Annotated in this window: 27 protein-coding genes; 3 read left to right on the top strand and 24 right to left on the bottom strand. The window is 60.3% G+C overall.

Translation table 11 applies throughout. The features are described 5' to 3' along the window. Nucleotides 1–96: 96 nt before the first annotated feature. From C4K39_RS06000 to C4K39_RS05955, 10 genes are all read right to left on the bottom strand, one after another. Entirely contained in the window at nucleotides 97–453 is a 357-nt protein-coding gene (locus tag C4K39_RS06000; RefSeq protein WP_124345867.1) for a tail fiber assembly protein, read from the bottom strand. Continuing rightward, nucleotides 453–2,417, bottom strand: a complete 1,965-nt coding sequence (locus C4K39_RS05995) for a phage tail protein (protein ID WP_124345866.1) — start codon at nucleotides 2,415–2,417, stop codon at nucleotides 453–455. The genes C4K39_RS06000 and C4K39_RS05995 overlap by 1 nt, the downstream gene beginning before the upstream one ends. Further along, a complete protein-coding gene (locus C4K39_RS05990; protein ID WP_124345865.1) occupies nucleotides 2,414–3,019 on the bottom strand; it encodes a phage tail protein I in 606 nt (201 codons plus the stop codon). The genes C4K39_RS05995 and C4K39_RS05990 overlap by 4 nt, the downstream gene beginning before the upstream one ends. 1 nt (nucleotide 3,020) lies before the next feature. Continuing rightward, nucleotides 3,021–3,902, bottom strand: coding sequence for a baseplate assembly protein (locus C4K39_RS05985; RefSeq protein ID WP_124345864.1), 882 nt, complete (start codon nucleotides 3,900–3,902; stop codon nucleotides 3,021–3,023). Continuing rightward, a complete protein-coding gene (locus C4K39_RS05980) occupies nucleotides 3,899–4,225 on the bottom strand; it encodes a GPW/gp25 family protein (RefSeq protein WP_053134502.1) in 327 nt (108 codons plus the stop codon). Before C4K39_RS05980 ends, C4K39_RS05985 begins: the two co-directional genes overlap by 4 nt. A 4-nt stretch (nucleotides 4,226–4,229) precedes the next feature. Next, nucleotides 4,230–4,415: a hypothetical protein gene (locus tag C4K39_RS05975; RefSeq protein WP_022643381.1), complete on the bottom strand. Its 186-nt coding sequence runs from the start codon at nucleotides 4,413–4,415 to the stop codon at nucleotides 4,230–4,232. A 43-nt stretch (nucleotides 4,416–4,458) separates the two neighbouring features. After that, nucleotides 4,459–5,049: a phage baseplate assembly protein V gene (locus C4K39_RS05970; RefSeq protein ID WP_124345863.1), complete on the bottom strand. Its 591-nt coding sequence runs from the start codon at nucleotides 5,047–5,049 to the stop codon at nucleotides 4,459–4,461. Continuing rightward, a complete protein-coding gene (locus C4K39_RS05965) occupies nucleotides 5,046–5,567 on the bottom strand; it encodes a hypothetical protein (RefSeq protein WP_124345862.1) in 522 nt (173 codons plus the stop codon). The genes C4K39_RS05970 and C4K39_RS05965 overlap by 4 nt, the downstream gene beginning before the upstream one ends. A gap of 185 nt (nucleotides 5,568–5,752) precedes the next feature. Next, the gene (locus C4K39_RS05960) at nucleotides 5,753–6,103 is read right to left on the bottom strand and encodes a phage holin family protein (protein WP_022642604.1); all 351 of its coding nucleotides are present in this window, start codon (nucleotides 6,101–6,103) and stop codon (nucleotides 5,753–5,755) included. Nucleotides 6,104–6,625: 522 nt separating this feature from the next. Further along, on the bottom strand, nucleotides 6,626–7,369 hold the full coding sequence (locus tag C4K39_RS05955; RefSeq protein ID WP_068580368.1) for a LexA family transcriptional regulator: 744 nt from the start codon (nucleotides 7,367–7,369) through the stop codon (nucleotides 6,626–6,628). Nucleotides 7,370–7,555: 186 nt separating this feature from the next. Between C4K39_RS05955 and mutS the strand changes: the two genes are divergently transcribed. Both mutS and fdxA read left to right on the top strand, forming a co-directional pair. Further along, nucleotides 7,556–10,135: a DNA mismatch repair protein MutS gene (mutS, locus tag C4K39_RS05950; protein WP_124345861.1), complete on the top strand. Its 2,580-nt coding sequence runs from the start codon at nucleotides 7,556–7,558 to the stop codon at nucleotides 10,133–10,135. A gap of 143 nt (nucleotides 10,136–10,278) precedes the next feature. After that, nucleotides 10,279–10,602, top strand: coding sequence for a ferredoxin FdxA (fdxA, locus tag C4K39_RS05945; RefSeq protein ID WP_007924025.1), 324 nt, complete (start codon nucleotides 10,279–10,281; stop codon nucleotides 10,600–10,602). Nucleotides 10,603–11,129: 527 nt separating this feature from the next. Here fdxA and rpoS read toward each other — a convergent pair. The 8 genes from rpoS to C4K39_RS05905 all read right to left on the bottom strand — a co-directional run bounded on the left by rpoS (nucleotide 11,130) and on the right by C4K39_RS05905 (nucleotide 18,366). After that, on the bottom strand, nucleotides 11,130–12,137 hold the full coding sequence (gene rpoS, locus C4K39_RS05940) for an RNA polymerase sigma factor RpoS (protein WP_068580372.1): 1,008 nt from the start codon (nucleotides 12,135–12,137) through the stop codon (nucleotides 11,130–11,132). A gap of 105 nt (nucleotides 12,138–12,242) precedes the next feature. Next, nucleotides 12,243–13,115, bottom strand: coding sequence for a peptidoglycan DD-metalloendopeptidase family protein (locus C4K39_RS05935; protein ID WP_124345860.1), 873 nt, complete (start codon nucleotides 13,113–13,115; stop codon nucleotides 12,243–12,245). 208 nt (nucleotides 13,116–13,323) lie between these two features. Next, nucleotides 13,324–13,959 carry a protein-L-isoaspartate(D-aspartate) O-methyltransferase gene (locus C4K39_RS05930; protein ID WP_176719770.1) on the bottom strand — a complete coding sequence of 212 codons (636 nt, stop codon included), beginning with the start codon at nucleotides 13,957–13,959 and terminating at the stop codon, nucleotides 13,324–13,326. 41 nt (nucleotides 13,960–14,000) lie between these two features. After that, a complete protein-coding gene (surE, locus tag C4K39_RS05925) occupies nucleotides 14,001–14,750 on the bottom strand; it encodes a 5'/3'-nucleotidase SurE (RefSeq protein WP_124345859.1) in 750 nt (249 codons plus the stop codon). Beyond that, entirely contained in the window at nucleotides 14,738–15,796 is a 1,059-nt protein-coding gene (truD, locus tag C4K39_RS05920; protein ID WP_068580377.1) for a tRNA pseudouridine(13) synthase TruD, read from the bottom strand. Before truD ends, surE begins: the two co-directional genes overlap by 13 nt. Continuing rightward, nucleotides 15,793–16,266 carry a 2-C-methyl-D-erythritol 2,4-cyclodiphosphate synthase gene (ispF, locus tag C4K39_RS05915; RefSeq protein WP_068580380.1) on the bottom strand — a complete coding sequence of 158 codons (474 nt, stop codon included), beginning with the start codon at nucleotides 16,264–16,266 and terminating at the stop codon, nucleotides 15,793–15,795. Before ispF ends, truD begins: the two co-directional genes overlap by 4 nt. Nucleotides 16,267–16,317: 51 nt before the next feature. Next, complete coding sequence (gene fghA, locus C4K39_RS05910) at nucleotides 16,318–17,163, bottom strand: S-formylglutathione hydrolase (RefSeq protein ID WP_068580382.1); 846 nt, start codon at nucleotides 17,161–17,163, stop codon at nucleotides 16,318–16,320. 90 nt (nucleotides 17,164–17,253) lie between these two features. Next, complete coding sequence (locus C4K39_RS05905) at nucleotides 17,254–18,366, bottom strand: S-(hydroxymethyl)glutathione dehydrogenase/class III alcohol dehydrogenase (protein ID WP_068580384.1); 1,113 nt, start codon at nucleotides 18,364–18,366, stop codon at nucleotides 17,254–17,256. A gap of 108 nt (nucleotides 18,367–18,474) precedes the next feature. Between C4K39_RS05905 and C4K39_RS05900 the strand changes: the two genes are divergently transcribed. Then, nucleotides 18,475–19,374 (top strand): LysR family transcriptional regulator, encoded by a 900-nt coding sequence (locus C4K39_RS05900; protein ID WP_124345858.1) that lies wholly within the window; start codon nucleotides 18,475–18,477, stop codon nucleotides 19,372–19,374. 26 nt (nucleotides 19,375–19,400) lie between these two features. Here C4K39_RS05900 and ispD read toward each other — a convergent pair whose 3' ends face one another. The 6 genes from ispD to tilS all read right to left on the bottom strand — a co-directional run bounded on the left by ispD (nucleotide 19,401) and on the right by tilS (nucleotide 26,074). Beyond that, nucleotides 19,401–20,108: a 2-C-methyl-D-erythritol 4-phosphate cytidylyltransferase gene (gene ispD, locus C4K39_RS05895; protein WP_068580390.1), complete on the bottom strand. Its 708-nt coding sequence runs from the start codon at nucleotides 20,106–20,108 to the stop codon at nucleotides 19,401–19,403. Further along, nucleotides 20,105–20,383, bottom strand: a complete 279-nt coding sequence (ftsB, locus tag C4K39_RS05890; protein ID WP_068580393.1) for a cell division protein FtsB — start codon at nucleotides 20,381–20,383, stop codon at nucleotides 20,105–20,107. Before ftsB ends, ispD begins: the two co-directional genes overlap by 4 nt. Before the next feature lie 172 nt (nucleotides 20,384–20,555). Continuing rightward, a complete protein-coding gene (eno, locus tag C4K39_RS05885) occupies nucleotides 20,556–21,845 on the bottom strand; it encodes a phosphopyruvate hydratase (protein ID WP_068580395.1) in 1,290 nt (429 codons plus the stop codon). A gap of 155 nt (nucleotides 21,846–22,000) precedes the next feature. After that, nucleotides 22,001–22,846 carry a 3-deoxy-8-phosphooctulonate synthase gene (gene kdsA, locus C4K39_RS05880; RefSeq protein WP_124345857.1) on the bottom strand — a complete coding sequence of 282 codons (846 nt, stop codon included), beginning with the start codon at nucleotides 22,844–22,846 and terminating at the stop codon, nucleotides 22,001–22,003. 5 nt (nucleotides 22,847–22,851) lie between these two features. Further along, nucleotides 22,852–24,483 carry a CTP synthase gene (gene pyrG, locus C4K39_RS05875; RefSeq protein ID WP_068580396.1) on the bottom strand — a complete coding sequence of 544 codons (1,632 nt, stop codon included), beginning with the start codon at nucleotides 24,481–24,483 and terminating at the stop codon, nucleotides 22,852–22,854. A 274-nt stretch (nucleotides 24,484–24,757) separates the two neighbouring features. Beyond that, nucleotides 24,758–26,074 (bottom strand): tRNA lysidine(34) synthetase TilS, encoded by a 1,317-nt coding sequence (gene tilS / locus C4K39_RS05870; protein ID WP_124345856.1) that lies wholly within the window; start codon nucleotides 26,072–26,074, stop codon nucleotides 24,758–24,760. Nucleotides 26,075–26,150 lie beyond the last annotated feature (76 nt).

Below are 26,150 nucleotides of genomic sequence, written 5' to 3'. Positions count from 1 at the left end.
TAAACTCCAGACATGAAAAAGCCCCGGGTGGCGGGGCTGGAAGAGAAGACGGTGCGCTAAGGCGCGGATATGAAAACGCCCCGGATGGCGGGGCGTTTAGGGGGTTTGTTCACCAGGCACCGGTGGCCATACGATGGAACTAGGAAAACCTTGTTGCAGTTCGATACGGTTCAGTTCGATTCGGTAGTCTTTCCACATGTCCAGCATCCTGACTTCGTCTGGAGTGGCCTTGTTGCGTTCCACCGCATCTTGAAGGGGCCCCATTCGATTTGCTGCGACGCTTAACAGTTGTTCTCGCGCCTCCCTGGCCCGGTTTGCCGCCTCACCCGCGCTAAGCGGCAAGGCAATCGGAGTCGGTGGTACACCTTCATAGTACGTTTCATGTGATTCAATATCCTCCGGACCATCAATAGCGCGGAAGCCCTGACCATCTTTTCTAACCGCATAACTCATCAATACAACTCCCACCCCGTAATAGAAATCCCAGAATTGGCACCATTAATTGCCACATAAATATTTGTACTTTGCAGACACATACTCAATGGGGTAGACATCGCCGCATAATAACCTGGCGACCCTATGCTCTGAATTGAAAAAGAGACATGATTCAAAGGAGTAGGTGCATAGTAGTCACCTGCCACTGAACCATTCGGATTAATAAGAACCGTAGAACCTGGCATGTTTGCACAATGCGACGTCATTGAAATAGAACAAGCACCAGGGGGAACATGGGCAGTAACAGAAACAGGAACAAGCGAAATCGGATTAACCGTGCCCTGAATACCCGCCACAACAAGTGGAAAAGTAGGAAGGTTTCCCGAAATCCCCGGTGTGTATTGAGCCTTTTTGCCCATCTGTATGAAAGGCAAAATAAATCGGTTGGCTGTCCCATCAGTCCGCGCATATCCCAGCCGGGCCTTGCCCGTATAACCAGGTGGCATGACTGGATCAGAGTCACTTAATGATGCAAGAAGTGCGAAGGCAACACCCGGAGCTTCGATCATCCAGATCGAATACCACCGTGAAGGCTCTAGAACCCCGATATCAAGTCCATTGGCCCCCGAAGCCATAAGATTGACAGCCCCCGACCATCCCGGGACAGTCCGATAGTTACCATCTGTATGCCTAATGGCAACCTCTTCAAAGCTGACATTAACCATCGCGTTTTGGCCAGTCGCTAAAAGTTTTAGCTTCGAAGCAGTTCCACTGACGGGGCCGTTATACAAAACGCTTGTATAAGAAACCTTGTTTGCTAACTCATTGGCCAGCTCGTTCTTACTCACTCCATCCGTGATTCCATAACCTGTTAAAGTCGAAGACTTGTTAGCCTTATCCTGTGGATTGAAATTACCCGAATGCCAAGCCGTACTACCGAAAAATGATGCAGACTTTCCTGGAACATCAATCACCAACGGAAACTCGGTTTGTCCGTTGAAGTAAGAAAAGAACCGAAGAGTTCTATTTATAACATCGGCATAGACTTCAAGTTCCGGCGTCTTCCACGCTATTTCTGGAGAGTCCCCTGTTCCATTTGCCAGATAAATAGGACCCGAGACTATACCGCCAGCTTTAGGCAGTAACCCGCTGACTGCGCTATTAAGGTCCGATTTGGTCGCTCCATCTACGATTCCGTAGCCCCCTAAAGTCGTCGCTTTGTTGGCTTTCGCCGCAAGGGCGTTGGTCATGGTGGTAGCAAAATTCGGGTCGTTGCCCAATGCGTCCGCAAGTTCTTTCAGGGTGTCGAGAGTGCCCGGGGCCGATGCGACCAGCGCAGCCACCGCCTGCTGGATCGCTGCTGTGGTTTCCGGCTTGGTGTACGCATCGGTAATGCCATAACCGGCCACTGTCGTCGGGTTGGTCCCGGTGAGTACGACACCGCGTTTATCAATGGTGACCTGCCGATAAGTGCCTGCTGCTTTGTTCGCTGGCAGCGCTGTGGCCAGCGAGTCATCCACATACTGCCGGGTGGCCAACACCACCGACGGATCGATCTTGAGCACGATCTGCGCGGTGTTCGACACGATGAAGTTCATGCGGATGATCTGGGTCTTGCCGGTGCCCTGGGCCAGCAAGGGCTTGAAGGTGGGAGCACAGTTGGCCACCGCCACCAGGTCACCGTCGGCATCGAACAGGCCGATTTCACGAATCCAATGCCCACCGACATCAGGGGGGATCACCTGCTCGGTGATGATGACATTCGGGTTGGCGGGGTCGGTTCGCACTTGGTTGACCGGCGCCCGACGCCATTCGTTGATCAGCTTGGTCTGCCTCTTGTTCGGCACGGGGTCGGTGCCATTGGCATCCCCCACCGCCATCTCCTTGAAGGTCCAGGGAATGCCCAGGGCGGTGGCGTTGGCCTGCTTCGCCTCGCCCAGCGCGGTGAGGGTGGCGAAGAACTGACTGTTGGAATCGATCATGGGTACACATCCAGGGTGTCTATTTCGTCAATGCACACGACCGGCGCCAAACGGCCGATCACTTCGATATCGCGAGATGCCGGGGGATACACGTCAAGCTCTTCGCCCTGCTCCAGGAAGACGCCGTAACCGATAGTCCCGGCGGTTTCCAGGCTGATGGCCAAGCCACTCATATGGCGGCTGACCGGCTTGGCGTCGTCGATCAGTTGGGTCAGCTCCTGGTAGGTCGCTTCGGAAATGCCGGTCTGCATCACTCCAACTTTCAGGGCGAAGGTGCCCGGCTCGCCCTGGGGCACCATCTGCCACCACTCGACCACTTCGATCAGGTAGCCCAGAGGTTCCACCACCCGGCGCAGCGCACCGATGGTGCCCTTGCGGGCATGGATGAAGAACGAGGCCTTGATGGCGTTGCGCTTGACCGTCTCGGACCAGGTCGGGTCCCAGCGGTCCACCGACCAGGCCCAGGCCAGTTGCGAGAGCAGGTGCGCCGGGCAGGTGTCGGGGTTGTACAGGGTACGCAGGACGACGGCGGTGTCGCCGGTGCTGGCGGCGGCCAGGGCGCGCTCCAGCGGGGTGGCGTTGATCGGCAGCAGGCTGCTCATGTCAGCCTCCCAGCGTGATGCTGTAGCCGGTGCAGTAGGCTGCCTGGGCCGGGGTCGGGGCGATGTCCTGCCAGTTGGCCAGGTCGACCCGGGAGACCCCGGCGACGTGCAACTGGGCATCGATGGCCGAGCGCGGCACTTCCAACCCGAGGCGCCGGCGTGGATTGATCCAGGCCGCCAGCTTGCGCCGGGCCTCGGCCAGCGCGGCATCGCTTTCCGGCCCGGGGCCTTTCATGTGCAGCACCGCATCGATGCGGTAGGGCAGCACCTGGGCGCTCTGTACCGTGACCCGATCGCCCAGAGGCCGCACGTCCTCGTCGTTGAGGGCGGTGGCCACCGTCGCCAGTAATTCGGGGGCGACACTGCCATCGCCCTCCAGCCCCAGCACGGTGACGGTGACGCAGGCCGGCGACGGGCTCTGGGCCGCGGCATCGGCCACCAGGGCCGAAGCGTTGCGGGCATGCAGGATGTAGCTGTTGCGCGGCCCGGCAGTGGTCAGGCCTTCGTAGGCCAGCTGGATGCGTTCGCGCAGGGCGTCGTCGGTCTCCTTGACCTCCGGCGTGGGCGGCAGCGCCTGCGGGTCGGCCGGGCGGATGACCAGGCGCTTGAGCTTGACGTTGGCCGCCAGTTGGTCGAGGTCGCTGCCCTGGGCGTGGGCCAACAGCAGGGCCTTGGCCGCATCGTTGACCCGGGCCCGCAATTGCAGGTCGCGGTAGGCCGCCAGCTCCAGCAGCTTGACCACCGGGTCGCTCTCCAGGGCGGCGCTCCAGTTGCCGCCCATGTGCTGGCGGAAGGTCGCCAGCTTGTCTTGGTACAGCGCTTCGAAATCCAGGGCTTCCAGCACCTGTGGCGCCGGTAGCGCCGATAAATCCAGGGTGCTCATGCCGTCACCTCCAAAATCGCACTATTGCCCAGGTATTGGCCCGTCAGTTGAAAGGTGATCTGGCCCGCCACCACCGAAACCACCTGCACCTGCTCCAGCTTCAGCCGCGGCTCCCAGCGCAACAGCGCCCGGGCGACTTCGGCCTGTACTGCGCTTTTCCAGCCACCGGTCACTGGCAGGTCGACGAAGCGCCGCAGGTTGCTGCCGTATTCCGGGCGCATGCGCCGGCTGCCCAGGGGCGTGCTCAGGATGTCCTCGATGGACTGGCGCACATGGGCGATGCCCGACAACGACTGGCCGGTGCGGCGATCCATTCCGATCATCGCGTCACTCCTGCGCTTGCAGATCCGGGTGCTGGCCCAGGTAATCCCGGGCGAGGTTGTCACTGGCCTCGACCGCGACCTGGCCATTGGCGACGTTCAGCATCCGCCCATCGGGCAGGACCAGGACGCGGGAGGTGTAGACCGTGTCGCGGAACACGACCGGGCCGGTGTTCTTTTTCTTGCTGCTCATGGTTGCTCCAGGCATAAAAAAGCCCGCGGTGGCGGGCGGTTGGTCATTGCGGCGTGGCAGTCGAGCCACCGCCGGGCATCACGCCCGGATGGGTATGGGTGGAACCGACGTTCACCCCGTTGTGCTGCAGGTTGGCGCCGTTGATCTGCACATCACCGTTCAAGGTGATGTGCCCGGTCAGGCTGATGGTGTCGGCCTTGGCCGTGATCGCGCTATCGGTGATCACCGCCAAGCTGCCGGCCACCTGGATGGTCACTGTGCCGCTGGGCAGGCTGATGCTGTAGCTCTTGGCCTGCCAGTCGTAGACCAGCGAGCCGCCATCGTCGAAGCGCCAGACCTCGACGTGGTCGCGGTTGTCCGGCTGGGTCCCGGCGTTGCCATACAGCCCCGGGACGAAGGTGCCCTGGGCCGGCTCGCCGCTGGGGCTGATCAAGGCCCCCTGCTCGCCCAGGCTCGGCGCCCGCCAGTGCCGGGCCTTGCCGGCGGCCTGGCTGTGCCAGCGCACCCAGGCGCTGGTCCAGCCGGCGCCGTCGGACACCCGCACCATGGCGGCGGCCAGGTCGACCCCGACCACGCTGCAGGGAATGATCAGGCCGGCGAGCATGCGATCGTGAGTCGCGGCGACAAAGCTCATGCCAGCTGCTCCGGAGAGAAATAGCTGTCTTCCTTGCCGGGTCCGGTGTCAGGGCTGAAACCGAGCAGTAGCGATCCCGGCCCCTGGTTGTCCCAGGGCCACTGTTCCTGGCCGAGGTACATCAACTGCTGCCATTGCACGGTCCAGGCCTTCTTGCGCCATGACTCGCTGGTGGCGTCGGCAGGCTTGGCCCGCACGCTGGTGGTGCCCTCGACGAAGTCGAGGTTCCAGTGCTGGCAATGCAATAGGTCGGCCATTTGCGCCGCCAGTTCGACAGCTTGCAACGCGGCCCCTGGCAGGTTGGCGTCCACCAGCATGCTGGCCTCGAACGTGGTCTTCACGCAGCTACGGCCATCGCCCGGATCAGCCCCCGGGTCCATGGCGGTGATGGCAAAGACGATTGCCGGCCTGGCCAGGCCATCGGGTGTCTCGGGGAACGCCTCCACCGCTCGGACAGCGGGCATCGCCGCCTTGATCGTGGCGGCGATAGCGTCGTGCAATATCGTCAGTTCGCTCATTATCCAGTCCTGGCATCGGGCCGACGGCGACACCGGCGAAGACCTGGCCCGCAGGCCGGCGCGCTGGTACCACTGTCGATCAAGACGCATGAAAAGCGCCGGCCGGCGCTCGACCGGCCAGGCACAGGCAAGGGGCACCCGCCCGGGCTTGCCGGCCGGTGCAAACGGGGTTGATGAAAGGCCGTTCAGGATCGATCGGAGTGCGAGTCACGCTCGGGCACCTCGCACACACCGATGCGTTTGGCCGCCCAGCGCTCGTAGAGGCCGATGGCGACGTCGGCACCGGCCATGGCGGTCAGGCAACCGAAGGCGCAGGCGGTCCAGATCGAGACGCCGGCGGCATACAGCAGCATGATCGCCGAGACACCGCAGATCACACAGGCTCCAGAACGCAGCACCAGGCGTCGCAGCAGTGCCCAGCCACGGGCGCCCTCCTTGTCGGCACGCCACATTTCACCGGACACGCCACCCAGCAGCGCCAGGACGATGACCATCCAGATCGGCATATCCAGCAACGCTTGTTGCTCGTTTGTCATTCAGGTCTCCCGTGTGGATTGGGGCCAAAGCAGCGGCCGGTTGATGAAAAACTCGAAACGATGATTCAAGGGGTCCCTGTCTATTGGCGGCCCACGTTAGGCAGGCATTCCAAAAAGCCCGGTCGCCCGGGCTTTTCAGTAATGCAATCCTTGGTCTTTCGGCGCTACTGGCGCGGTACGGACCCATTTAAATTGTTCCTCCGACCGCGACCCCTGTCCGCCGGATAACTGCTTCTGGTGCTTTACGCTGCACACCCGGGTCAGTTGCCAACCCTCTGAACCGTCGAGGCCGGTTCATCGCTGCCTTTTGCTTGTGCCACTAAAGAGCGTTGTTGCAGCCGTTTTCGAACGGCTTGAGACGAATATTATGCATTCATGCATATGCAGTCAATGCGTAAATGCATTTATTTATGCGCATTTTTTGCTCCCATGCATGGAGGCCGCATAGGCGCTGGGGGTGAAGGGGTTTTTCAGGACAAAAAAAAGCCCGCTCAGGAGCGGGCTTGGCTTGCAGGTGACGGGTTAGCGGGCGTACATGCCCCACCAGAAGACGTGACCGAGGATGCTGATCTGCTCTTCCTGGATATCCTGGAAGCTGTAGTCCTCGTCAGGGTGCTCATCGCGGTTGAAGCTGCGCAGGCGAATACCGGTGGGCAGGCGGTACAACTGCTTCACCCGCAACTGGCCATTGTGATTGATGGCATACAGGTCGCCATCGACGATATCGCCAATGGCACATTTACCGGCATTGACCCCGACCGTGGCGCCATCACGCAGCACCGGCAACATGCTGTTGCCGCGTACCGTCACGCACTTGGCCTGGTCGAACTGCACGCCGTTGTGCCGCAGGCTGCGCTTGCCAAAGCGCAGGCTGGCGCGCTCGCTTTCCTCGATGACGAATCTTCCTGATCCAGCAGCCAATTCAACCTCGCGCAGAAAGGGAACCGACACCTCGTCGTCATCGACGGGGGTGTCATCGTCCCACAGGCTTATGTCCTTGAGTTCCGAATGAATCTCGTCGCGCACCGCACTGCGGACCGGCGCAATAGCCGCACGTCCACGCAGTTGATCGGTGCTCACCTGGAAGTACTCGGCGATCCGGGAGATGTGTTTATCCGAGGGATCGACGATCTTCCCGCTGAGAATCCGCGAGAGGGTGGATTGAGGAACGCCGGTGCGACGGTGAAGCTCCGTGGGGGAGATCCCATCGCGATCCAGCAGTTCTCTTAAGACGGTAGAAACGTTGCGTATTTGCATAAAGCGCATATTGCGCGAACTTTCAAGGGAAGACAAATGCTGATTTGCATATTTAATGCATTTGCCCGACAAGCGTAGCGTCCCCTGGCGCCTGCGAGGCCGCGGGAACCCGTGGTAACCTTGCCGCCATCAGCAAAAAGCCAGGCTCCTGGGGCCCCTTTGCGTCAGCCATTCAACGAATCCGCCTATATACCAATGAGTAAAAATACCTCCGACTTGTCTTCCCACACGCCAATGATGCAACAGTACTGGCGTCTCAAGAATCAACACCCTGATCAGCTGATGTTCTATCGCATGGGCGACTTCTACGAGATCTTCTACGAAGACGCGAAGAAGGCCGCCAAGCTGCTGGACATCACCCTGACCGCACGGGGACAGTCGGCAGGCCAGGCCATTCCCATGTGTGGCATCCCCTACCATGCCGCCGAGGGCTACCTGGCCAAGCTGGTCAAGCTTGGCGAGTCGGTGGTGATTTGCGAACAAGTGGGCGATCCGGCCACCAGCAAGGGCCCGGTGGAGCGCCAGGTCGTGCGTATCATCACGCCGGGGACCGTAAGTGACGAGGCGTTGCTGGACGAGCGCCGGGACAACCTGATCGCTGCGGTACTGGGTGACGAACGCCTGTTCGGCCTGGCCGTGCTGGATATCACCAGCGGCAACTTCAGCGTCCTGGAAATCAAGGGCTGGGAGAACCTGCTGGCCGAGCTGGAGCGCATCAATCCGGTGGAGTTGCTGATCCCGGACGACTGGCCACAGGGCCTGCCAGCGGAAAAGCGCCGTGGCACAAGGCGGCGTGCCCCCTGGGACTTCGAGCGCGACTCGGCGCACAAGAGCCTTTGCCAGCAATTCTCCACCCAGGACCTCAAGGGTTTCGGCTGCGAGACCCTGACCCTGGCCATCGGCGCCGCCGGCTGCCTGCTCAGCTATGCCAAGGAAACCCAGCGCACCGCCCTGCCCCATTTGCGCAGCCTGCGCCACGAACGCCTGGACGATACCGTGGTGCTGGACGGCGCCAGCCGACGCAACCTGGAACTGGATACCAACCTGGCGGGCGGTCGCGACAATACCCTGCAATCGGTGGTCGATCGCTGCCAGACCGCCATGGGTAGCCGTTTGCTGACTCGCTGGCTGAACCGGCCGCTGCGTGACCTGAAGGTCCTGGAGGCGCGCCAGTCCTCTATCACCTGCCTGCTCGATGGCTATCGCTTCGAACGCCTGCAGCCGCAGTTGAAGGAAATCGGTGATATCGAGCGGATCCTCGCGCGGATCGGCCTGCGCAACGCTAGGCCACGGGACCTGGCCCGCCTTCGGGACGCTCTCGCCGCGCTACCGGAACTGCAAGTGGCCATGGCCGAGCTGGAAGCCCCCCACCTCAAGCAGCTGGCCATCACCACCGCTACCTATCCGGAACTGGCGGCTCTGCTGGAGAAAGCCATCATCGACAACCCGCCAGCGGTGATCCGCGACGGCGGCGTGCTCAAGACCGGCTACGACAGCGAACTCGACGAGCTGCAATCGCTGAGCGAGAACGCTGGCCAGTTCCTGATCGACCTGGAAGCTCGGGAAAAAGCCCGGACCGGACTGTCCAACCTCAAGGTCGGCTACAACCGCATCCACGGTTACTTCATCGAATTGCCGAGCAAGCAGGCCGAACAGGCCCCTGCGGACTACATCCGGCGCCAGACCCTCAAGGGTGCCGAGCGCTTCATCACGCCTGAACTCAAGGCTTTCGAAGACAAGGCACTGTCGGCCAAGAGCCGTGCCCTGGCGCGCGAGAAGATGCTCTACGACGCGCTGCTGGAAACCCTGATCAGCCACTTGCCTCCCCTGCAGGACACCGCAGGGGCCCTGGCTGAGCTGGATGTGCTGAGCAACCTGGCCGAACGGGCGCTGAACCTGGATCTCAACTGCCCGCGTTTCGTCAGCGAGCCTTGCATGCGCATCAGCCAGGGCCGTCATCCGGTGGTGGAACAGGTGCTGACCACGCCGTTCGTGGCCAACGACCTGAGCCTGGACGACAGCACCCGGATGCTGGTGATCACGGGGCCGAACATGGGCGGTAAATCCACCTACATGCGACAAACCGCGCTGATCGTGCTGCTGGCCCATATCGGCAGTTTCGTGCCGGCGGCAAGTTGCGAGTTGTCCCTGGTGGACCGGATCTTCACCCGGATCGGCTCCAGCGACGACCTGGCCGGCGGGCGCTCGACCTTCATGGTGGAAATGAGCGAAACCGCCAACATCCTGCATAACGCCACCGAGCGCAGCCTGGTGCTGATGGACGAAGTCGGTCGTGGTACCAGTACTTTCGACGGTCTTTCCCTGGCCTGGGCTGCGGCAGAACGTCTCGCCCACCTGCGGGCCTATACGCTGTTCGCCACCCATTATTTCGAGCTGACGGTACTGCCGGAAAGCGAACCGTTGGTGGCCAACGTGCACCTCAATGCCACCGAGCACAACGAACGAATCGTCTTCCTGCACCATGTGCTACCCGGACCTGCCAGCCAGAGCTATGGCCTGGCCGTAGCCCAGCTGGCTGGGGTTCCGAGCGCTGTGATCACGCGCGCACGAGAGCATTTGAGCCGCCTGGAAACTACGAGCCTGCCCCATGAGGCCCCCAAGCAGGCCCCTGGAAAAGCCTCGGTCCCGCAGCAAAGCGATCTATTCGCTAGCCTGCCGCACCCGGTACTGGAAGACCTGACCAAACTGGATCTGGATGGCATGACACCCCGCCAAGCACTGGAAATGCTCTATACATTGAAGACACGCATCTAACGCGAACGCCTTCAAGCTGTTAGAATCTCGCGCGGTTTGGGATGCTGTGGACTATTAGCCTGGTCCACAGACTATCGCTCCCAAACCTGGCGACCCCAATCCTGTAGGGGCTCCGCTGCCGCCGCCTGAGGAGAAAATTAGAAATGACCTTCGTCGTCACCGACAACTGCATCAAGTGCAAGTACACCGACTGCGTAGAAGTCTGTCCGGTGGACTGCTTTTACGAAGGCCCGAACTTCCTGGTAATTCACCCGGATGAGTGCATTGACTGCGCGCTGTGCGAGCCTGAATGCCCTGCTGTAGCCATCTTCTCCGAGGATGAAGTCCCGGAAGAGATGCAAGAATTCATTCAGTTGAACGTCGAGCTGGCAGAGATCTGGCCGAACATCACTGAAAAGAAAGATTCGTTGCCCGATGCCGAAGAGTGGGATGGCGTCAAAGGCAAGATCAAGGATCTCGAACGCTAATTGCTGCCGCGTTCCTGAAAGGCCCCTTGCGCGGGCCTTTTTGCATTTCTGGGACCTGGAATTCTGCGAGCCACTTTTCTACAGGCGAAAAAAGGGGCGGTATGACCCGCCCACATTTTTTCCCTAGTCCCTGTGTTCCTTGTCATCGTCCTGATGAATCGCTTCTTGCGATGTCCTGACCATCGTCCTTGATGGCTGTGTCTATCCGTCGACACAGGGCTGATATTAGAGATTTCCCAGATAACGGCAATCGCACTATCAGCGGGAAATTCTGTCCAATCAGTTCAATACAAAACAAAAAATCCTTTTAAATCAATAAGATAAAAAATACCTCAAGCTTATCTAGACAACTCAGAAGTCGCAAAAAACCAATAGATTACGAAAAAGTAATCTTTGGCTTACATAGCGATTAAGAACACTTCCGTTTCTCACCCCTAGCGTCTGGCAACGCGCTTTCATACCGCCCATGAAAAAGCCCCGAACCAGTTGTAATGCCAGTCGGGGCTTCTTGTCGGCCGGTTCAGAGGCTACTGAAACAGCGACTCACTGGACAAGCCGTTCTTCTCGAGAATTTCCCGCAGGCGCTTGAGGCCTTCCACCTGGATCTGCCGTACCCGCTCACGGGTCAGGCCAATCTCCAGGCCAACATCTTCAAGAGTGCTGCTCTCATGGCCGCGTAAGCCAAAACGGCGCACCACGACCTCGCGTTGCTTCTCGGTCAGCTCGGAGAGCCATTGATCGATACTTTGCGAAAGGTCGTCGTCCTGCAACAGTTCACAAGGATCCGTCGGGCGCTCGTCGGTCAACGTATCCAGCAAGGTCTTGTCCGAATCCGGCCCCAGCGAGACATCCACCGAAGACACTCGCTCATTCAAGCCAAGCATACGTTTGACTTCTGCCACCGGCTTCTCGAGCAGGTTGGCAATTTCTTCAGGAGAGGGTTCGTGATCGAGTTTTTGCGTCAGCTCACGAGCGGCGCGCAAGTAGACGTTGAGTTCTTTGACCACATGGATCGGCAACCGGATGGTCCGGGTCTGATTCATGATCGCCCGTTCGATAGTCTGACGAATCCACCAGGTGGCATAGGTCGAGAAGCGAAAGCCGCGTTCCGGGTCAAACTTCTCCACCGCCCGTATCAGGCCCAGGTTGCCCTCTTCGATCAGGTCCAGCAGCGACAACCCGCGATTGACATAGCGCCTGGCGATTTTAACCACCAGTCGCAAGTTACTTTCAATCATGCGTTTTCGCCCGGCAGGATCGCCACTCTGCGACAGACGCGCAAAGTGCACTTCCTCTTCGGGAGAGAGCAATGGAGAAAAGCCGATTTCATTGAGATACAACTGTGTCGCATCGAGCGCACGAGTGTAGTCAATATATTTGTGTTGCTTTACTGCAGCGGAGCTTTTGGATTTGGTGCGAACGGAAGGTGGAGTTGCCCCCTCATTATTCGACATCGAATCCATATCGATTCCGCTCTCCATCAGGAGAACTTCATCGTCGATGTCAAACTCCGGCACTTCTTTACTGAGAGCCATTGTTATAGTCCTTTGGTGAGTTCGACCTCAGGCTCAAGCGGCGCCTTTATCCTTGGCATCGCTGGAACCTGTTCCCTCTACGTGACGGAACAGGCTGGTAACGGATCAACGACGTGGCAGGAATTGCAGCGGATCTACAGGTTTACCTTGTCGGCGAATCTCAAAGTGCAGTTTCACCCGGTCTGTACCAGTTGATCCCATCTCGGCAATTGTCTGTCCGACTTTGACCTGCTGCCCCTCCCGAACCAGTAGCTTACGATTGTGACCATAAGCGCTGACGTAGGTTTCGTTGTGTTTGATGATGACTAATTCGCCGTAGCCCCTTAAGCCACTCCCGGCGTAAACCACCGTCCCATCAGACGCAGCTAAAACAGGCTGTCCCAAATCCCCGGCGATATCAATGCCTTTATTCAAACTACCGTTTGAAGAAAATTTTCCAATGAGAACGCCACTCGAAGGCCAGCCCCAACCTGTCGGCGCAGGGCCTGCGGGCACCGCTGGAACGGGCGCCGGAGCTGGTGCGGGCTTGCCAGCGGGGCTGGAATTGGCACCTGTTGCAGGAGTTGTAGTCGTCGTCGCCGGACGACGAATGACCGTCGTCTTGCTGGAAGAGGAAGCACTGGTTTGGGTGCTGGTCACCACGGTCGCCGGTGCTGTACCAGTACGCCCATCAAAGCGAATGGTTTGCCCCGGATGAATGGTGTAGGGCTCGGCAATGTTGTTACGGGCCGCCAACGCCTTGTAGTCCCAACCGTAGCGAAAGGCGATGGAAAACAGCGTATCGCCGCGACGCACCACATACTGGCCAGTCGTTACAGTCGGACGCTGCGGCGCCGCATTACTGTTGCGATCAACCACACCCACGCTGCTGGACTTGGTGCTGGAGCAACCGACCAACAAGGAACTCAAGACAAGGCCAATCATCAGTCGCTGAAAGCTTGTTGTACCCATACGCTGCGCAATGACTGTGAGACTCACCCGCCGCTCCCTTTCTGGTGTTTGACGATATAGATTGCCTGGCTCAGGCACGAAATGACGCAAGTATAACCGGGTGCCAGCGCTTTACCGCCGGCACAGCGTACGACACAACCAGTGTTTGTTACGGGTCGTAGCCCCACTCATTGACGATCAATACGCCAGTAAGACACAGCCAATCGGAGAGAATTCACCCCGCCCCGAGAAATGCTCAGGCCAGAGGGCCATTGAGCAGGGGCACAAAACGCACTGCTCCCAGGACATGCCGGGCAAAACCGTGTTCTTCACGAATGATCAGCATCAACTGCTGTACCTCGCCAGCGCCGACCGGAATCACCATCCGCCCGCCGGGAGCGAGCTGATCGAGCAGAGCCTGGGGAATATCGGTAGCCACGGCAGTCACGATGATACCGTTATAGGGCGCCAGTGCCGGCCATCCCTCCCAACCATCACCCCAGCGAAACACCACATTGCGCAGGTTAAGCTCCTGCAGGCGCTCCTTGGCCCGATCCTGCAGAACCTTGATCCGCTCAACCGAAAATACCCGCTCCACCAACTGCGACAGTACTGCCGTCTGGTAGCCCGATCCGGTACCGATCTCCATCACCTTGTCCAACGGGCCGGCCTCCAACAGCAGCTCGCTCATGCGTGCCACCATATAGGGCTGGGAGATGGTCTGGTTATGGCCAATAGGTAGCGCCGTGTCTTCATAGGCACGATGGGCCAAGGCCTCATCGACGAACAGATGTCGCGGTGTACGCCGTATGACCTCCAGCACCTGGGGATTGGACAGCCCTTCATCATAAAGCCGCTGGATCAAGCGCTCACGGGTGCGCTGGGAGGTCATGCCGATCCCCCGCCGTAACAGATCGTCTTGCTCGCGGGCCATCAGCGCAGCCCCTCCAACCAGCCATCCAGGCTCCTGAATGCATCATTGAAGGTGCGATCCAGCTGCAATGGCGTGACGGACACGTACCCCTGCATCACGGCATGAAAGTCGGTACCAGGACCGCCATCCTCGGCGTCGCCAGCAGCGGCGATCCAATAGCCGGCCTTGCCGCGAGGGTCCACCACCTTCAGGGGGGCGGCGGCACGGGCTCGATGCCCCAGGCGAGTCAGTTGGATGCCACGAATATGATCGAGAGGCAGGTTGGGAATGTTCACGTTCAACACCGTCCGTGGTGGCAAGTCCAGCAAACCTTGTGCTTGAACCAGCTTGCGCGCGAAATGAGCGGCGGTGGCAAGATTTTCCACCTGCCGCGATACCAGCGAAAAAGCAATGGCCGGGCGTTGCAGGAAGCGCCCTTCCAAGGCCGCAGCAACGGTTCCCGAGTACAGCACATCGTCCCCGAGGTTGGCCCCCAGGTTGATACCCGATACCACCATGTCCGGCTCATGCTCCAACAGGCCATTAAGCCCCAGGTGAACGCAATCGGTGGGCGTGCCGTTGATGCTGATATAGCCATTACCAAGAGTATGCGGGTGCAACGGGCGGTCGAGCGTGAGCGAGCTGCTGGCGCCGCTTTTGTCTTGGTCCGGTGCGATAACCACACATTCGGCGTGATCAGCCAGCGCAGCATGCAGCGCGGCGATACCGGGTGCAGTTACCCCATCATCGTTAGAAATCAGAATACGCATGGGCTGTCCGTCTGCCCTGCCGGCACCAGATCGACGAGCTCGCGCACCAAGGCGGTGGCGAAACATCCGGCCGGAAGGACGAATTCCAGTTGCAGAATATCAGGCACGGGATAATGCCACGTCAAACCGCCAATGGGCAGCCGCAGGATGCGTCGTTCGTGCGCCATACCAGCTTTTATCAACCATTTGCACAACGCTTGCTCGCGATCGGCAACGCCTTGCTCCACTGCCTGGATTGCGCCCCCGGCAGGGGAGTCGCCCTCGCCCCACAACGGCCCGGTGGGATGCAGGTCGAGGATATCCAGCCGCGGGTCCGAACACTCGGGTTGTCCGGCCATGAAAAAGCTGCGGCTGTCGGTGAATGCCAACAAGTCCCCCACTTGCGCTCGCCGCCAACTACCGTCGGCCACTCGCGTTGCCAATACCTGATTGAATACGTAGCTGCGAGCCGTCGAAAGCAATCGCGAACGAACGTTGCGTTGCTCTGGCAAGGCCTCGCGTGCCGCCCAATCACGAGCATCGACCAGGTTACCGCCTTCATGACCGAAACGCTGGGCACCGAAGTAGTTGGGAATCCCCTGCTCGGCGATCAGTTTCAGGCGCTCATCGATGGCCGCGTGATCGGCCTTGAGCTCCGTCAGACGCAAGGTAAAGCCGTTAGCCGCATGGGCTCCGCGCTGCAGCTTGCGCCTGTGGCGCATGGCCTTGAGAATCTTCAGGGTGTGGTTTTCAGCGGCGGCAAGATCCGGATCGGCCTTGCCGGGCAATTGCACACTGAACCACTGACGGGTCAAAGCCTGTCGATCCTTGAGCCCGGCATAGCTGACCGTGCGCAATGGCACCCCGGCCGCCTTGGCGATCCGGCGTGCCGCTTCCTCGGTGTTCAAACCGCGCTTTTCCACCCACAACCACAGGTGCTCGCCATCGCCGCTAAGTGGGATATCGAGGACTTCATCAACCTGGAAATCCTCGGCCGTAGCCTTGAGCACAGCGCTTCCCAGGGCCTCGCCATAGGCCAGTGGGCCCAACAGTTGCAGTTCGTTCATGTGCGTTGCAACAAGGCCACGGAATGTACCGCGATCCCTTCCTCTCGACCGGTGAAGCCAAGCTTCTCGGTGGTCGTCGCCTTGACGTTCACTTGATCGAGCTCGACCTGCAGGTCGGCGGCAATCAAGGCCCGCATGCTTTCTATATGGGGCGCCATCTTCGGAGCCTGGGCAACGATAGTGTTGTCGACATTGCCGACCTTCCAGCCCTTGGCATGGATCAGGGCGACAACATGCCGCAGCAAGACACGGCTGTCGGCCCCCTTGAACTGAGGGTCGGTGTCAGGAAAGTGCTTGCCGATATCGCCCAGCGCGGCGGCGCCCAACAAGGCGTCGCTGAGTGCGTGCAGCAACACATCGCCATCAGAATGGGCCAATAGCCCGGAATGATGGGCGATACGCACACCCCCCAAGGTGATGAACTCGCCCTCAGCGAAACGGTGCACATCGTAGCCGTGGCCAATACGCATAAAAAACGCCCCGAAAAAGTCAGGGCGTGATTCTACCTGCTTTGGCGAGCATTAGGCGTTAAGAGCGCGTGCATGGTGCCGTAGGTGGTCGTCGATGAAACTGGCGATGAAGAAGTAACTGTGGTCGTAGCCCGGCTGCAATCGCAGTGTCAGCGCATGCCCCGCATTCTTCGCCGCCTGTTGCAGGGCCTCGGGCTTGAGCTGGCTCGTCAAGAAATCATCCCGATCGCCTTGATCGACCAGCAGTGGCAGTTTCTCGCTGGCCTCAGAGATCAAGACACTGGCATCCCACTCGCGCCAGCGCGAGCGCTCCTCGCCCAGGTAACGGGAAAATGCCTTCTGTCCCCAGGGGCAATCCATGGGGTTGCTGATGGGGGCAAACGCCGACACCGATTGGTAACGACCTGGATTACGCAACGCACACACCAAGGCTCCGTGCCCGCCCATGGAGTGTCCGCTGATACCTCGCTTGTTCGAGGCGGGAAAATGAGCTTCCACCAGCTCCGGCAGCTCATTGACCACGTAGTCGTGCATCCGATAGTGCTGGGCCCATGGCGCCTGGGTCGCGTTGAGATAGAACCCGGCGCCAAGGCCAAAGTCCCAGGCTCCGTCCGGATCGCCAGGCACCCCGGCACCGCGAGGGCTGGTATCAGGAGCGATGATGATCAGCCCCAACTCTGCCGCCATGCGCTGGGCACCGGCCTTTTGCATGAAGTTCTCGTCGGTGCAGGTCAACCCGGACAACCAATACAGCACCGGTAGCTTGCCACCTTGCTCGGCCTGGGGAGGCAGGTAGACAGCGAACACCATGTCACAGCCCAGCACCTGGGAATGATGCTTGTAGCGTTTATGCCAGCCGCCGAAGCTTTTCTGGCAGGAAAGATTTTCCAGACTCATGGCAGACCTCCAGCCACAAGCCGCAAGCGTCAAGCTGCAAGCAGGTAGCGAACCCTATTGCAGCCCATGGCTTGCAGCTTGACGCCGCTCTTAGAAGTGGATGACCGTACGGATGCTCTTGCCTTCGTGCATCAGGTCGAAAGCCTTGTTGATATCCTCCAGGCCCATGGTATGGGTGATGAAGGTATCCAGCGGGATCTCGCCCTTCTCGGACATTTCCACATAGCTGGGCAGCTCGGAGCGGCCACGTACGCCACCGAATGCCGAGCCGCGCCAGACCCGACCGGTCACCAGTTGGAAGGGACGGGTGGCGATTTCCTGGCCGGCACCGGCCACGCCGATGATCACCGACTCGCCCCAGCCCTTGTGGCAACACTCCAGCGCTGCCCGCATCAGTTGCACGTTGCCGATGCACTCGAAGGAAAAATCCACACCGCCATCGGTGAGATCGACGATCACTTCCTGGATCGGGCGATCGTAGTCTTTGGGGTTGATGCAGTCGGTAGCGCCCAGCTGGCGGGCGATCTCGAACTTGGCCGGGTTGATATCGATGGCGATGATGCGAGATGCCTTGGCCTTCACGGCGCCAATCACCGCCGACAGGCCGATACCACCCAGGCCGAAGATCGCCACGGTGTCACCCGGCTTGACCTTGGCGGTATTGAGCACCGCGCCAATACCCGTGGTCACGCCGCAGCCCAGCAGGCAGACCTTCTCCAGCGGCGCTTCTTTCTGGATCTTGGCCACGGAGATTTCCGGTAGCACGGTGTACTCGGAGAAGGTCGAGGTGCCCATGTAGTGGAAGATCGGCTGGCCTTTGTAGGAGAACCGGGTAGTGCCGTCCGGCATCAGCCCCTTGCCCTGGGTCGCGCGGATCGCCTGGCAGAGGTTGGTCTTGCCCGAGAGGCAGAATTTGCACTTGCCGCATTCCGGGGTGTACAGCGGAATAACGTGGTCCCCCACGGCCACCGAGGTCACGCCCTCGCCCACCGCTTCCACTACTGCGCCACCTTCATGGCCGAGAATCGACGGGAAGATCCCTTCCGGGTCGGCACCCGACAAGGTGTAGGCGTCGGTATGGCAGACCCCGGAAGCCACGACCCGCAACAGCACCTCACCGGCCTTGGGCATGGCGACATCGACTTCAACGATCTCAAGGGGTTTCTTGGCCTCGAAGGCAACGGCAGCGCGCGACTTGATCATCCTGGGTCCTCCAGTGAATAAAAACGAGACAGGGAGTGTAAAACAGCGCCCTGTGAGGGAATAATCCGGACAAAAGCAAAACATTATTGCCATACAGGGATAATCGACATGAACGAAAGCCGCTGGGAAGGCATCGATGAGTTCGTCGCCGTTGCCGAGTGCTGTCAGTTCACCGCAGCAGCGGAGCGCCTTGGAGTCTCCCCCTCCCATATCAGCCGACAGATCGTTCGCCTGGAAGAGCGCCTGCAGACGCGTCTCTTGTACCGCAGCACCCGGCGGGTGACGCTGACCGAGGCCGGTCAGACGTTCTTGCAGCATTGCCAGCGCCTGCAGGATGGACGCGAAGAAGCGCTACGTGCGGTAGGTGACCTGGGCAGCGAACCCAAGGGCATGTTGCGCATGACTTGTGCGGTAGCCTACGGCGAGCGTTTCATCGTGCCGCTGGTGACCAGCTTCATGGGCCTCTACCCACAATTGCGGGTAGATATCGAGCTGAGTAACCGCACCCTGGACCTGGTGCATGAAGGGCTGGACCTGGCGATTCGCCTCGGGCGGCTGCAGGACTCGCGACTGGTGGCCGCAAGGCTGGCGCCACGGCGCATGTACTTGTGTGCTTCGCCGTCTTACCTGGAGCGTTACGGACGCCCCCATAGCCTTTCAGAGTTGAGCCGCCACAATTGCCTGATCGGTAGCTCGGATATCTGGCAACTGGAACTGGACGGTCGGGAGTTCGCGCAGCGGGTGCAAGGCAACTGGCGCTGCAACAGTGGGCAAGCGGTGCTGGATGCTGCTCTGCAGGGGGTCGGACTATGCCAGTTGCCGGATTACTACGTGCTGGAACATCTGCAGAGTGGCGCGTTGATTTCCCTGCTCGAAGCCCATCAGCCGCCCAATACCGCAGTGTGGGCGCTCTACCCGCAACAACGGCACCTGTCGCCCAAGGTGCGCAAGCTGGTGGACTATCTCAAGGAGGGCCTGGCCCGGCGTCCGGAATACCAGGAGCGGTAGACGCAACAGGCTGGCTACAGGGGGGATCAGCGGCGGTTGGCCCAACGCTGGCGCAACCACTCCAGGTCTTCGGGACGTGTGACCTTGAGGTTGTCGGAGCGTCCTTCGATCAGGCGCGGTGCCTGCCCGGCCCACTCCATCGCCGACGCTTCGTCAGTGATCGCGACGTCAGCCACCAGGCTATCGGCCAGGGCTCGATGCAAGGCGCCGAGACGGAACATCTGCGGGGTATAGGCTTGCCAGATCAAGCTGCGATCCACGGTTTCCAGGACCCGGCCATGCTTGTCGATGCGCTTGAGAGTGTCCCGGGCCGGCACTGCGAGCAGGCCACCCACAAGATCGTCAGCCAGCTCAAGCAGTAGCTTGTCCAGGTCTGAGCGGGCTAGGTTCGGTCGTGCCGCATCATGCACCAGCACCCAGTCATCATCGGCTGCCCCCTGGGCATGCAGGTGAAGCAGGGCATTGAGCACTGAGCCAGATCGCTCCGCGCCACCATCGACCCGCTGGATCCGCGCGTCCTGGGCACAAGCCAGGGTCGGCCAGTAGGGATCGTCCGGTGCCACACTGACGACCAGCCCCTTGAGACCGGGGTGGTCGAGAAAGCAGCCGAGGCTGTGTTCGAGAATAGTGCGCCCGCCCAATTGCAGATACTGCTTGGGGCGGTCCGCAGCCATACGGGCACCCACGCCCGCGGCAGGAATCACGGCCCAGAAGGCCGGCGACAACTCGCTCATTGGGCCAACTGGTAGAGGGTCTCGCCCTCCTTGACCATGCCCAGTTCATGACGAGCCCGCTCTTCGACGGTCTCCATGCCCTTCTTCAATTCCATGACTTCCGCATCGAGTACGCGATTACGCTCCAGCAGGCGCTCGTTTTCAGCGTGCTGGTCGGCAATCTGCTGGGTCAGTTCTGCTACCTGGGCCAAGCTGCCATTCCCCACCCACAGGCGGTACTGCAAGCCAGCCAGCAGCAAGAGCAAGACCAGGAACAACCAATTGGGACTGCGCATCGAATATCGGGTATCCAGTGAAAAAAGACAGCCATGCCTACAACTTCGGTCCTACTGATAGCACGAAGCCTGGAAGAACCAGGCTTGTGCTCTTAAGGCATCAGATTAGTGGCAAAAAACTCGCTGTAGCGATTTTCTCGACACAATCCGGTGTCTTTTTACCATCTACTGCTTAGCCGCGAAACTCGCTACGACCGTTGTACTTGGCCTTGCCGTTCAACTGCTCTTCGATACGCAGCAGTTGGTTGTACTTGGATACGCGATCGGAGCGGCACAGCGAACCGGTCTTGATCTGGCCAGCTGCAGTACCCACGGCCAGGTCGGCGATGGTGGAGTCTTCGGTTTCGCCGGAACGGTGGGAGATCACGGCAGTGTAACCAGCGGCCTTGGCCATCTGGATGGCTTCCAGGGTTTCGGTCAGGCTGCCGATCTGGTTGAACTTGATCAGGATGGAGTTGGCGATCTTCTTGTCGATGCCTTCCTTCAGGATCTTGGTGTTGGTCACGAACAGGTCGTCGCCCACCAGTTGCACCTTGTCGCCGATCTTGTCGGTCAGGATCTTCCAGCCAGCCCAGTCGGACTCGTCCAGGCCATCTTCGATGGAGATGATCGGATAGCGCTGGGTCAGGCCCTTGAGGTATTCGGCGAAACCTTCGTTGGTGAACACTTGGCCTTCGCCAGCCAGGTTGTACTTGCCGTCTTCATAGAACTCGCTGGCAGCGCAGTCCAGGGCCAGGGTCACGTCGGTGCCCAGGGTGTAGCCGGCGTTGGCCACGGCTTCGGAGATCACCTTCAGGGCGTCTTCGTTGGAAGCCAGGTTCGGAGCGAAACCGCCTTCGTCACCTACAGCGGTGTTCAGGCCACGAGCCTTCAGCACAGCCTTGAGGTGGTGGAAAATCTCGGTGCCCATGCGCAGACCTTCCGAGAAGGACTTGGCGCCAACCGGCTGCACCATGAACTCCTGAATGTCGACGTTGTTATCGGCGTGCTCGCCACCGTTGATGATGTTCATCATCGGTACCGGCATCGAGTAGACACCAGGGGTACCGTTGAGGTTGGCGATGTGGGCGTACAGCGGCAGGTCCTGGTCCTGGGCGGCGGCCTTGGCGGCAGCCAGGGATACGGCGAGGATCGCGTTGGCGCCCAGGTTGGCCTTGTTCTCGGTACCGTCCAGCTGGATCATCGCCTGGTCCAGCGCCTTCTGGTCGATCGGGTCTTTACCCAGCAACAGGTCGCGGATCGGACCGTTGATGTTGGCTACCGCCTTGAGCACACCCTTGCCCAGGTAGCGGCTCTTGTCGCCATCACGCAGTTCCAGTGCTTCACGGGAACCGGTGGAAGCACCGGACGGAGCGCAAGCGCTGCCGATGATGCCGTTGTCGAGAAGCACGTCCGCTTCGACAGTGGGGTTGCCACGGGAGTCGAGAACTTCACGACCTTTGATGTCGACGATTTTTGCCATTGTTGTAAACACTCCAAAGTTGACGAAAACGACGCAGCTGTAGGAAATCTTCTACCGTCGGCAAGGTAGGGAAAGCAGGCAGTCTTGCAGACGATAAGGCTCAGGCCCGGGGGCCTGAGCAATAATCGTGCGGTACTTTACCGGAGAAACCGGTCTTACGCGGTTTCTACCGTCGGAAAACTCTTGACCAGCTCGTCCAGGGCCTTGAGCTGGGCCAGGAACGGCTCGAGCTTGTCCAACCGCAGGGCGCAAGGGCCATCGCACTTGGCGTTGTCCGGATCCGGATGGGCCTCGAGGAACAGGCCGGCCAGGGACTGGCTCATGCCAGCCTTGGCCAGGTCGGTGACCTGGGCCCGGCGACCGCCGGCCGAATCGGCACGACCACCCGGCATCTGCAGGGCGTGGGTCACATCGAAGAACACCGGGTACTCGAACTGCTTCATGATGCCGAAGCCGAGCATGTCCACCACCAGGTTGTTGTAGCCGAAGCTGGAACCGCGCTCGCAGAGGATCAACTGGTCGTTACCCGCTTCCTCGCACTTGGCCAGGATGTGTTTCATTTCCTGGGGTGCAAGGAACTGGGCCTTCTTGATGTTGATCACTGCGCCGGTCTTGGCCATGGCCACGACCAGGTCGGTCTGACGCGACAGGAAGGCCGGCAACTGGATGATGTCGCATACCTTGGCTACCGGCTCGCACTGGTAAGGCTCATGCACATCGGTGATCACTGGCACGTTGAAGGTCTTCTTGATCTCCTCGAAGATCTTCAGCCCTTCTTCCATGCCCGGACCACGGTACGAGGTCACCGACGAACGGTTGGCCTTGTCGAAGCTGGCCTTGAACACGTAGGGGATACCGAGCTTCTCGGTCACCCGTACATATTCCTCGCAAACCTGCATGGCCATGTCGCGGCTTTCCAGCACGTTCATGCCGCCGAACAGCACCATGGGCTTGTCGTTGGCGATCTCGATGTTGCCTACGCGGATGATCTTCTGCGCCATCAGGTTCACGCCTTCTTCTGGTGTTGAGCCAGGGCCGCCTTGACGAAACCGCTGAACAGCGGGTGACCGTCACGCGGGGTGGAAGTGAACTCCGGGTGGAACTGACAGGCGACGAACCATGGATGATCCTTCGACTCGACCACTTCGACCAGTGCGCCGTCTTCGGAACGGCCCGAAACCACCAGGCCGGCTTCGACCAGTTGCGGCAACAGGACGTTGTTGACTTCGTAGCGGTGACGGTGACGCTCGGTAATCACATCCTTGCCGTAGCAATCGTGGACCTTGGAGCCGGAAGCCAGTTGGCAATCCTGCGCGCCCAGGCGCATGGTGCCGCCCAGGTCGGAGGCTTCGGTGCGGGTCTCGACCGCGCCGGTGGCGTCGGACCATTCGGTGATCAGGCCCACGACCGGATGGCCGCTGGCACGATCGAACTCGGTGGAGTTGGCGTCTTTCCAGCCCATCACGTTACGGGCGAACTCGATGACCGCCACCTGCATGCCGAGGCAGATACCCAGGTACGGAACCTTGTTCTCACGGGCGTATTGCACCGCGGTGATCTTGCCTTCCACGCCACGCAGGCCGAAACCGCCTGGAACCAGGATGGCGTCAGCGCCTTCCAGCAGGCCGGTGCCCTGGTTCTCGATGTCCTCGGAGTCGATGTAGCGCAGGTTGACCTTGGTACGGTTGGTGATGCCGGCGTGGCTCATCGCTTCGATCAGCGACTTGTACGCGTCCAGCAGCTCCATGTACTTGCCGACCATGGCGATGGTGACTTCTTTCTCGGGGTTCAGCTTGGCGTCCACGACCTTGTCCCACTCGGACAGGTCGGCGCTGTTGCACTGTAGGCCGAAGCGCTCGACGACGAAGTCGTCCAGGCCCTGGGCGTGCAGTACGCCAGGAATCTTGTAGATGGTGTCGACGTCTTCCAGGGAGATCACCGCACGCTCTTCAACGTTGGTGAACAGCGCGATCTTGCGACGCGACGAAGCATCGACCGGGTGGTCGGAACGGCAGATCAGCACGTCAGGCTGCAGGCCGATAGAGCGCAGTTCCTTGACCGAGTGCTGGGTTGGCTTGGTCTTGGTCTCGCCAGCGGTGGCGATGTACGGAACCAGGGTCAGGTGCATCAGCATCGCACGCTTGGAACCGACTTCGACCCGCAGTTGGCGAATGGCTTCGAGGAACGGTTGCGACTCGATGTCGCCCACAGTGCCGCCGATCTCTACCAGGGCCACGTCGGCATCGCCGGCGCCCTTGATGATGCGGCGCTTGATTTCGTCGGTGATGTGCGGGATCACCTGGATAGTGGCGCCCAGGTAGTCACCGCGGCGCTCTTTGCGCAGCACGTGCTCGTAGACACGGCCGGTGGTGAAGTTGTTGTTCTGGGTCATGGTCGTGCGGATGAACCGCTCGTAGTGGCCCAGGTCCAGGTCGGTCTCGGCGCCGTCATGGGTGACGAACACTTCACCGTGCTGGAACGGGCTCATGGTGCCCGGGTCGACGTTGATGTACGGGTCCAGCTTGAGCATGGTGACCTTAAGTCCCCGCGCCTCCAGGATGGCCGCCAATGAAGCCGAGGCAATGCCTTTCCCCAATGAAGAAACAACACCGCCCGTGACGAATATGTAGCGCGTCATGAAAAACCCTAGAAGTCTGCGTTAAAGCGGTCAGTGCCGCCGGGGAAAGCGAAGGAAGGCCGAAGCCCCCGATCACCTGCATTAATCACAGTGCATCTTTCAAAAAAACCGCCGCGTTGTGACAGACCGGATGCAAAAACACCGGTACGTTGCTCGCTACACATTTTTTGGAATCGCCCAGCAAAGACTGCTTGGTAATCGGCAACTCCTGCAATTCAGGCGAATCCACAGAAGTTGTATCAAGAAGGGAGCGTAGTCTACCGGAAAGCCCCTTTCAGCTCAAACCTTGATCGCTGGTCGGTGGTCGCCAATGCAATTGCCAGCCTGCCTGGGTATTCGCGCCAGCCATCGGCAGGTTCGCCACCGCCAGCAGTTGATCGCCCGCATACAGCAGCGGCAATCTGCCACGGACGAATCCCGGCACCCTGGCTTCGTTCAACAGCCGCTTGAGATCACGATGACCACGCCCGGCCAGTTGCATGACTTCGCCCCCTTGGCGATAGCGAATGCACAATGCCCCCTCGGGCCTGGGTCCGATCAGCGAGACCTGGCCATTCCCGGGCAACAGCAATGGGCAAGATGGGTCGCTCCATTCAACTCCCCCCCCGACCGGTCGCAGCCAGGGACCGCGAAGCCACCAGACATTTCCCGCAGCACGATGCAATTCGCCATCCGCCAAGCGCCAGATCGGTCGCCCCTCTTCCCGGGCATCGCGCACGCTCTCCCAGCCTCGCCAATGATCGGTATCCGGCAAGCGCGTGAACCCGCTCAACCAGTAGCGCAAGCCATTACGCTGGCGCGCTGGTGATAGTTGCCGCAATGGCTCCAGGGCCAAGGCAGGGAGGCCGAGCCAGGAAAACTCAGGACATTGGGCCGCGCTTGCCAGGTCCATCCGGGCCAACTCGTCGAGCAAGCCCTGGGCCTCGCCAAGGTGCTCGGCGCTACGGCTCATGCTCGCCGCAGCCTGGGGCCAGTGCGCGTGCAGCATGGGCAAGACTTGATGCCTCAGGTAGTTACGCGAGTACCGCTGGTCGGCATTGGAAGGGTCCTCGATCCACTCCAGGCCGTGCTCGGCAGCATAGCGCTCAAGCTCAGCACGTGGCACGTCGAGCAGGGGCCGAAGCAGATGTCCGGCCCCCAGCGAACGACTCCGCGGCATCGCTGCCAACCCGCGGGCTCCGGCGCCTCGCAACAGACGAAACAGCAGGGTCTCGGCCTGGTCGTCCCGATGCTGTGCCATCAGCAGCAGGTCACGGGGAGCCAGGACCTCCTCGAAAGCCGAGTAGCGCGCCTCACGTGCCGCCCGCTCAAGACTGGCACCACCCCGCACCTGCACCCGCACGACTTGCAAAGGAATACCCAGGGCCTCACAGATTGCCTGGCAATGCGGCGGCCAGGCATCGGCCACCCCTTGCAAGCCATGGTGGACATGCACGGCCGAGAGGGGCGGAAGGGAATGTTCGGATGCCAGGCCGGCAAGCACATGCAGCAAAACGGTGGAGTCGAGCCCCCCCGAGAACGCAATGCGCCAGGCAGCGGCTTCACGCCAGGGCGCCAGGTTTCGCAGCACAGTGTTGGAAAGAGAAGTCATCACGCTATCAGGACCTGCATGAGCGATCGGGCAACCTTGCGCTGGTCCCACAAATAACATGGCGCCGTGATCGAGT

The sequence above is a fragment of the Pseudomonas sessilinigenes genome (assembly GCF_003850565.1).
GTDB lineage: Bacteria > Pseudomonadota > Gammaproteobacteria > Pseudomonadales > Pseudomonadaceae > Aquipseudomonas > Aquipseudomonas sessilinigenes.
This window is presented reverse-complemented; position numbering and strand designations above follow the sequence as displayed.

Excerpts from the sequence above, each read along its gene's own strand:
- C4K39_RS05900 (WP_124345858.1), top strand. The coding sequence starts at position 18,475 with ATGAACGAAAGCCGCTGGGAAGGCATCGATGAGTTCGTCGCCGTTGCC.
- ispF (WP_068580380.1), bottom strand. The coding sequence starts at position 16,266 with ATGCGTATTGGCCACGGCTACGATGTGCACCGTTTCGCTGAGGGCGAG.
- C4K39_RS05985 (WP_124345864.1), bottom strand. The coding sequence starts at position 3,902 with ATGAGCACCCTGGATTTATCGGCGCTACCGGCGCCACAGGTGCTGGAA.
- C4K39_RS05955 (WP_068580368.1), bottom strand. The coding sequence starts at position 7,369 with ATGCGCTTTATGCAAATACGCAACGTTTCTACCGTCTTAAGAGAACTG.
- C4K39_RS05980 (WP_053134502.1), bottom strand. The coding sequence starts at position 4,225 with ATGATCGGAATGGATCGCCGCACCGGCCAGTCGTTGTCGGGCATCGCC.
- C4K39_RS05990 (WP_124345865.1), bottom strand. The coding sequence starts at position 3,019 with ATGAGCAGCCTGCTGCCGATCAACGCCACCCCGCTGGAGCGCGCCCTG.
- truD (WP_068580377.1), bottom strand. The coding sequence starts at position 15,796 with ATGAACGAACTGCAACTGTTGGGCCCACTGGCCTATGGCGAGGCCCTG.
- C4K39_RS06000 (WP_124345867.1), bottom strand. The coding sequence starts at position 453 with ATGAGTTATGCGGTTAGAAAAGATGGTCAGGGCTTCCGCGCTATTGAT.
- surE (WP_124345859.1), bottom strand. The coding sequence starts at position 14,750 with ATGCGTATTCTGATTTCTAACGATGATGGGGTAACTGCACCCGGTATC.
- fdxA (WP_007924025.1), top strand. The coding sequence starts at position 10,279 with ATGACCTTCGTCGTCACCGACAACTGCATCAAGTGCAAGTACACCGAC.
- C4K39_RS05960 (WP_022642604.1), bottom strand. The coding sequence starts at position 6,103 with ATGACAAACGAGCAACAAGCGTTGCTGGATATGCCGATCTGGATGGTC.
- C4K39_RS05965 (WP_124345862.1), bottom strand. The coding sequence starts at position 5,567 with ATGAGCGAACTGACGATATTGCACGACGCTATCGCCGCCACGATCAAG.
- kdsA (WP_124345857.1), bottom strand. The coding sequence starts at position 22,846 with ATGGCGCAGAAGATCATCCGCGTAGGCAACATCGAGATCGCCAACGAC.
- tilS (WP_124345856.1), bottom strand. The coding sequence starts at position 26,074 with ATGACTTCTCTTTCCAACACTGTGCTGCGAAACCTGGCGCCCTGGCGT.
- C4K39_RS05970 (WP_124345863.1), bottom strand. The coding sequence starts at position 5,049 with ATGAGCTTTGTCGCCGCGACTCACGATCGCATGCTCGCCGGCCTGATC.
- fghA (WP_068580382.1), bottom strand. The coding sequence starts at position 17,163 with ATGAGTCTGGAAAATCTTTCCTGCCAGAAAAGCTTCGGCGGCTGGCAT.
- rpoS (WP_068580372.1), bottom strand. The coding sequence starts at position 12,137 with ATGGCTCTCAGTAAAGAAGTGCCGGAGTTTGACATCGACGATGAAGTT.
- pyrG (WP_068580396.1), bottom strand. The coding sequence starts at position 24,483 with ATGACGCGCTACATATTCGTCACGGGCGGTGTTGTTTCTTCATTGGGG.
- ftsB (WP_068580393.1), bottom strand. The coding sequence starts at position 20,383 with ATGCGCAGTCCCAATTGGTTGTTCCTGGTCTTGCTCTTGCTGCTGGCT.
- ispD (WP_068580390.1), bottom strand. The coding sequence starts at position 20,108 with ATGAGCGAGTTGTCGCCGGCCTTCTGGGCCGTGATTCCTGCCGCGGGC.
- eno (WP_068580395.1), bottom strand. The coding sequence starts at position 21,845 with ATGGCAAAAATCGTCGACATCAAAGGTCGTGAAGTTCTCGACTCCCGT.
- mutS (WP_124345861.1), top strand. The coding sequence starts at position 7,556 with ATGAGTAAAAATACCTCCGACTTGTCTTCCCACACGCCAATGATGCAA.
- C4K39_RS05905 (WP_068580384.1), bottom strand. The coding sequence starts at position 18,366 with ATGATCAAGTCGCGCGCTGCCGTTGCCTTCGAGGCCAAGAAACCCCTT.
- C4K39_RS05995 (WP_124345866.1), bottom strand. The coding sequence starts at position 2,417 with ATGATCGATTCCAACAGTCAGTTCTTCGCCACCCTCACCGCGCTGGGC.
- C4K39_RS05930 (WP_176719770.1), bottom strand. The coding sequence starts at position 13,959 with ATGACCTCCCAGCGCACCCGTGAGCGCTTGATCCAGCGGCTTTATGAT.
- C4K39_RS05975 (WP_022643381.1), bottom strand. The coding sequence starts at position 4,415 with ATGAGCAGCAAGAAAAAGAACACCGGCCCGGTCGTGTTCCGCGACACG.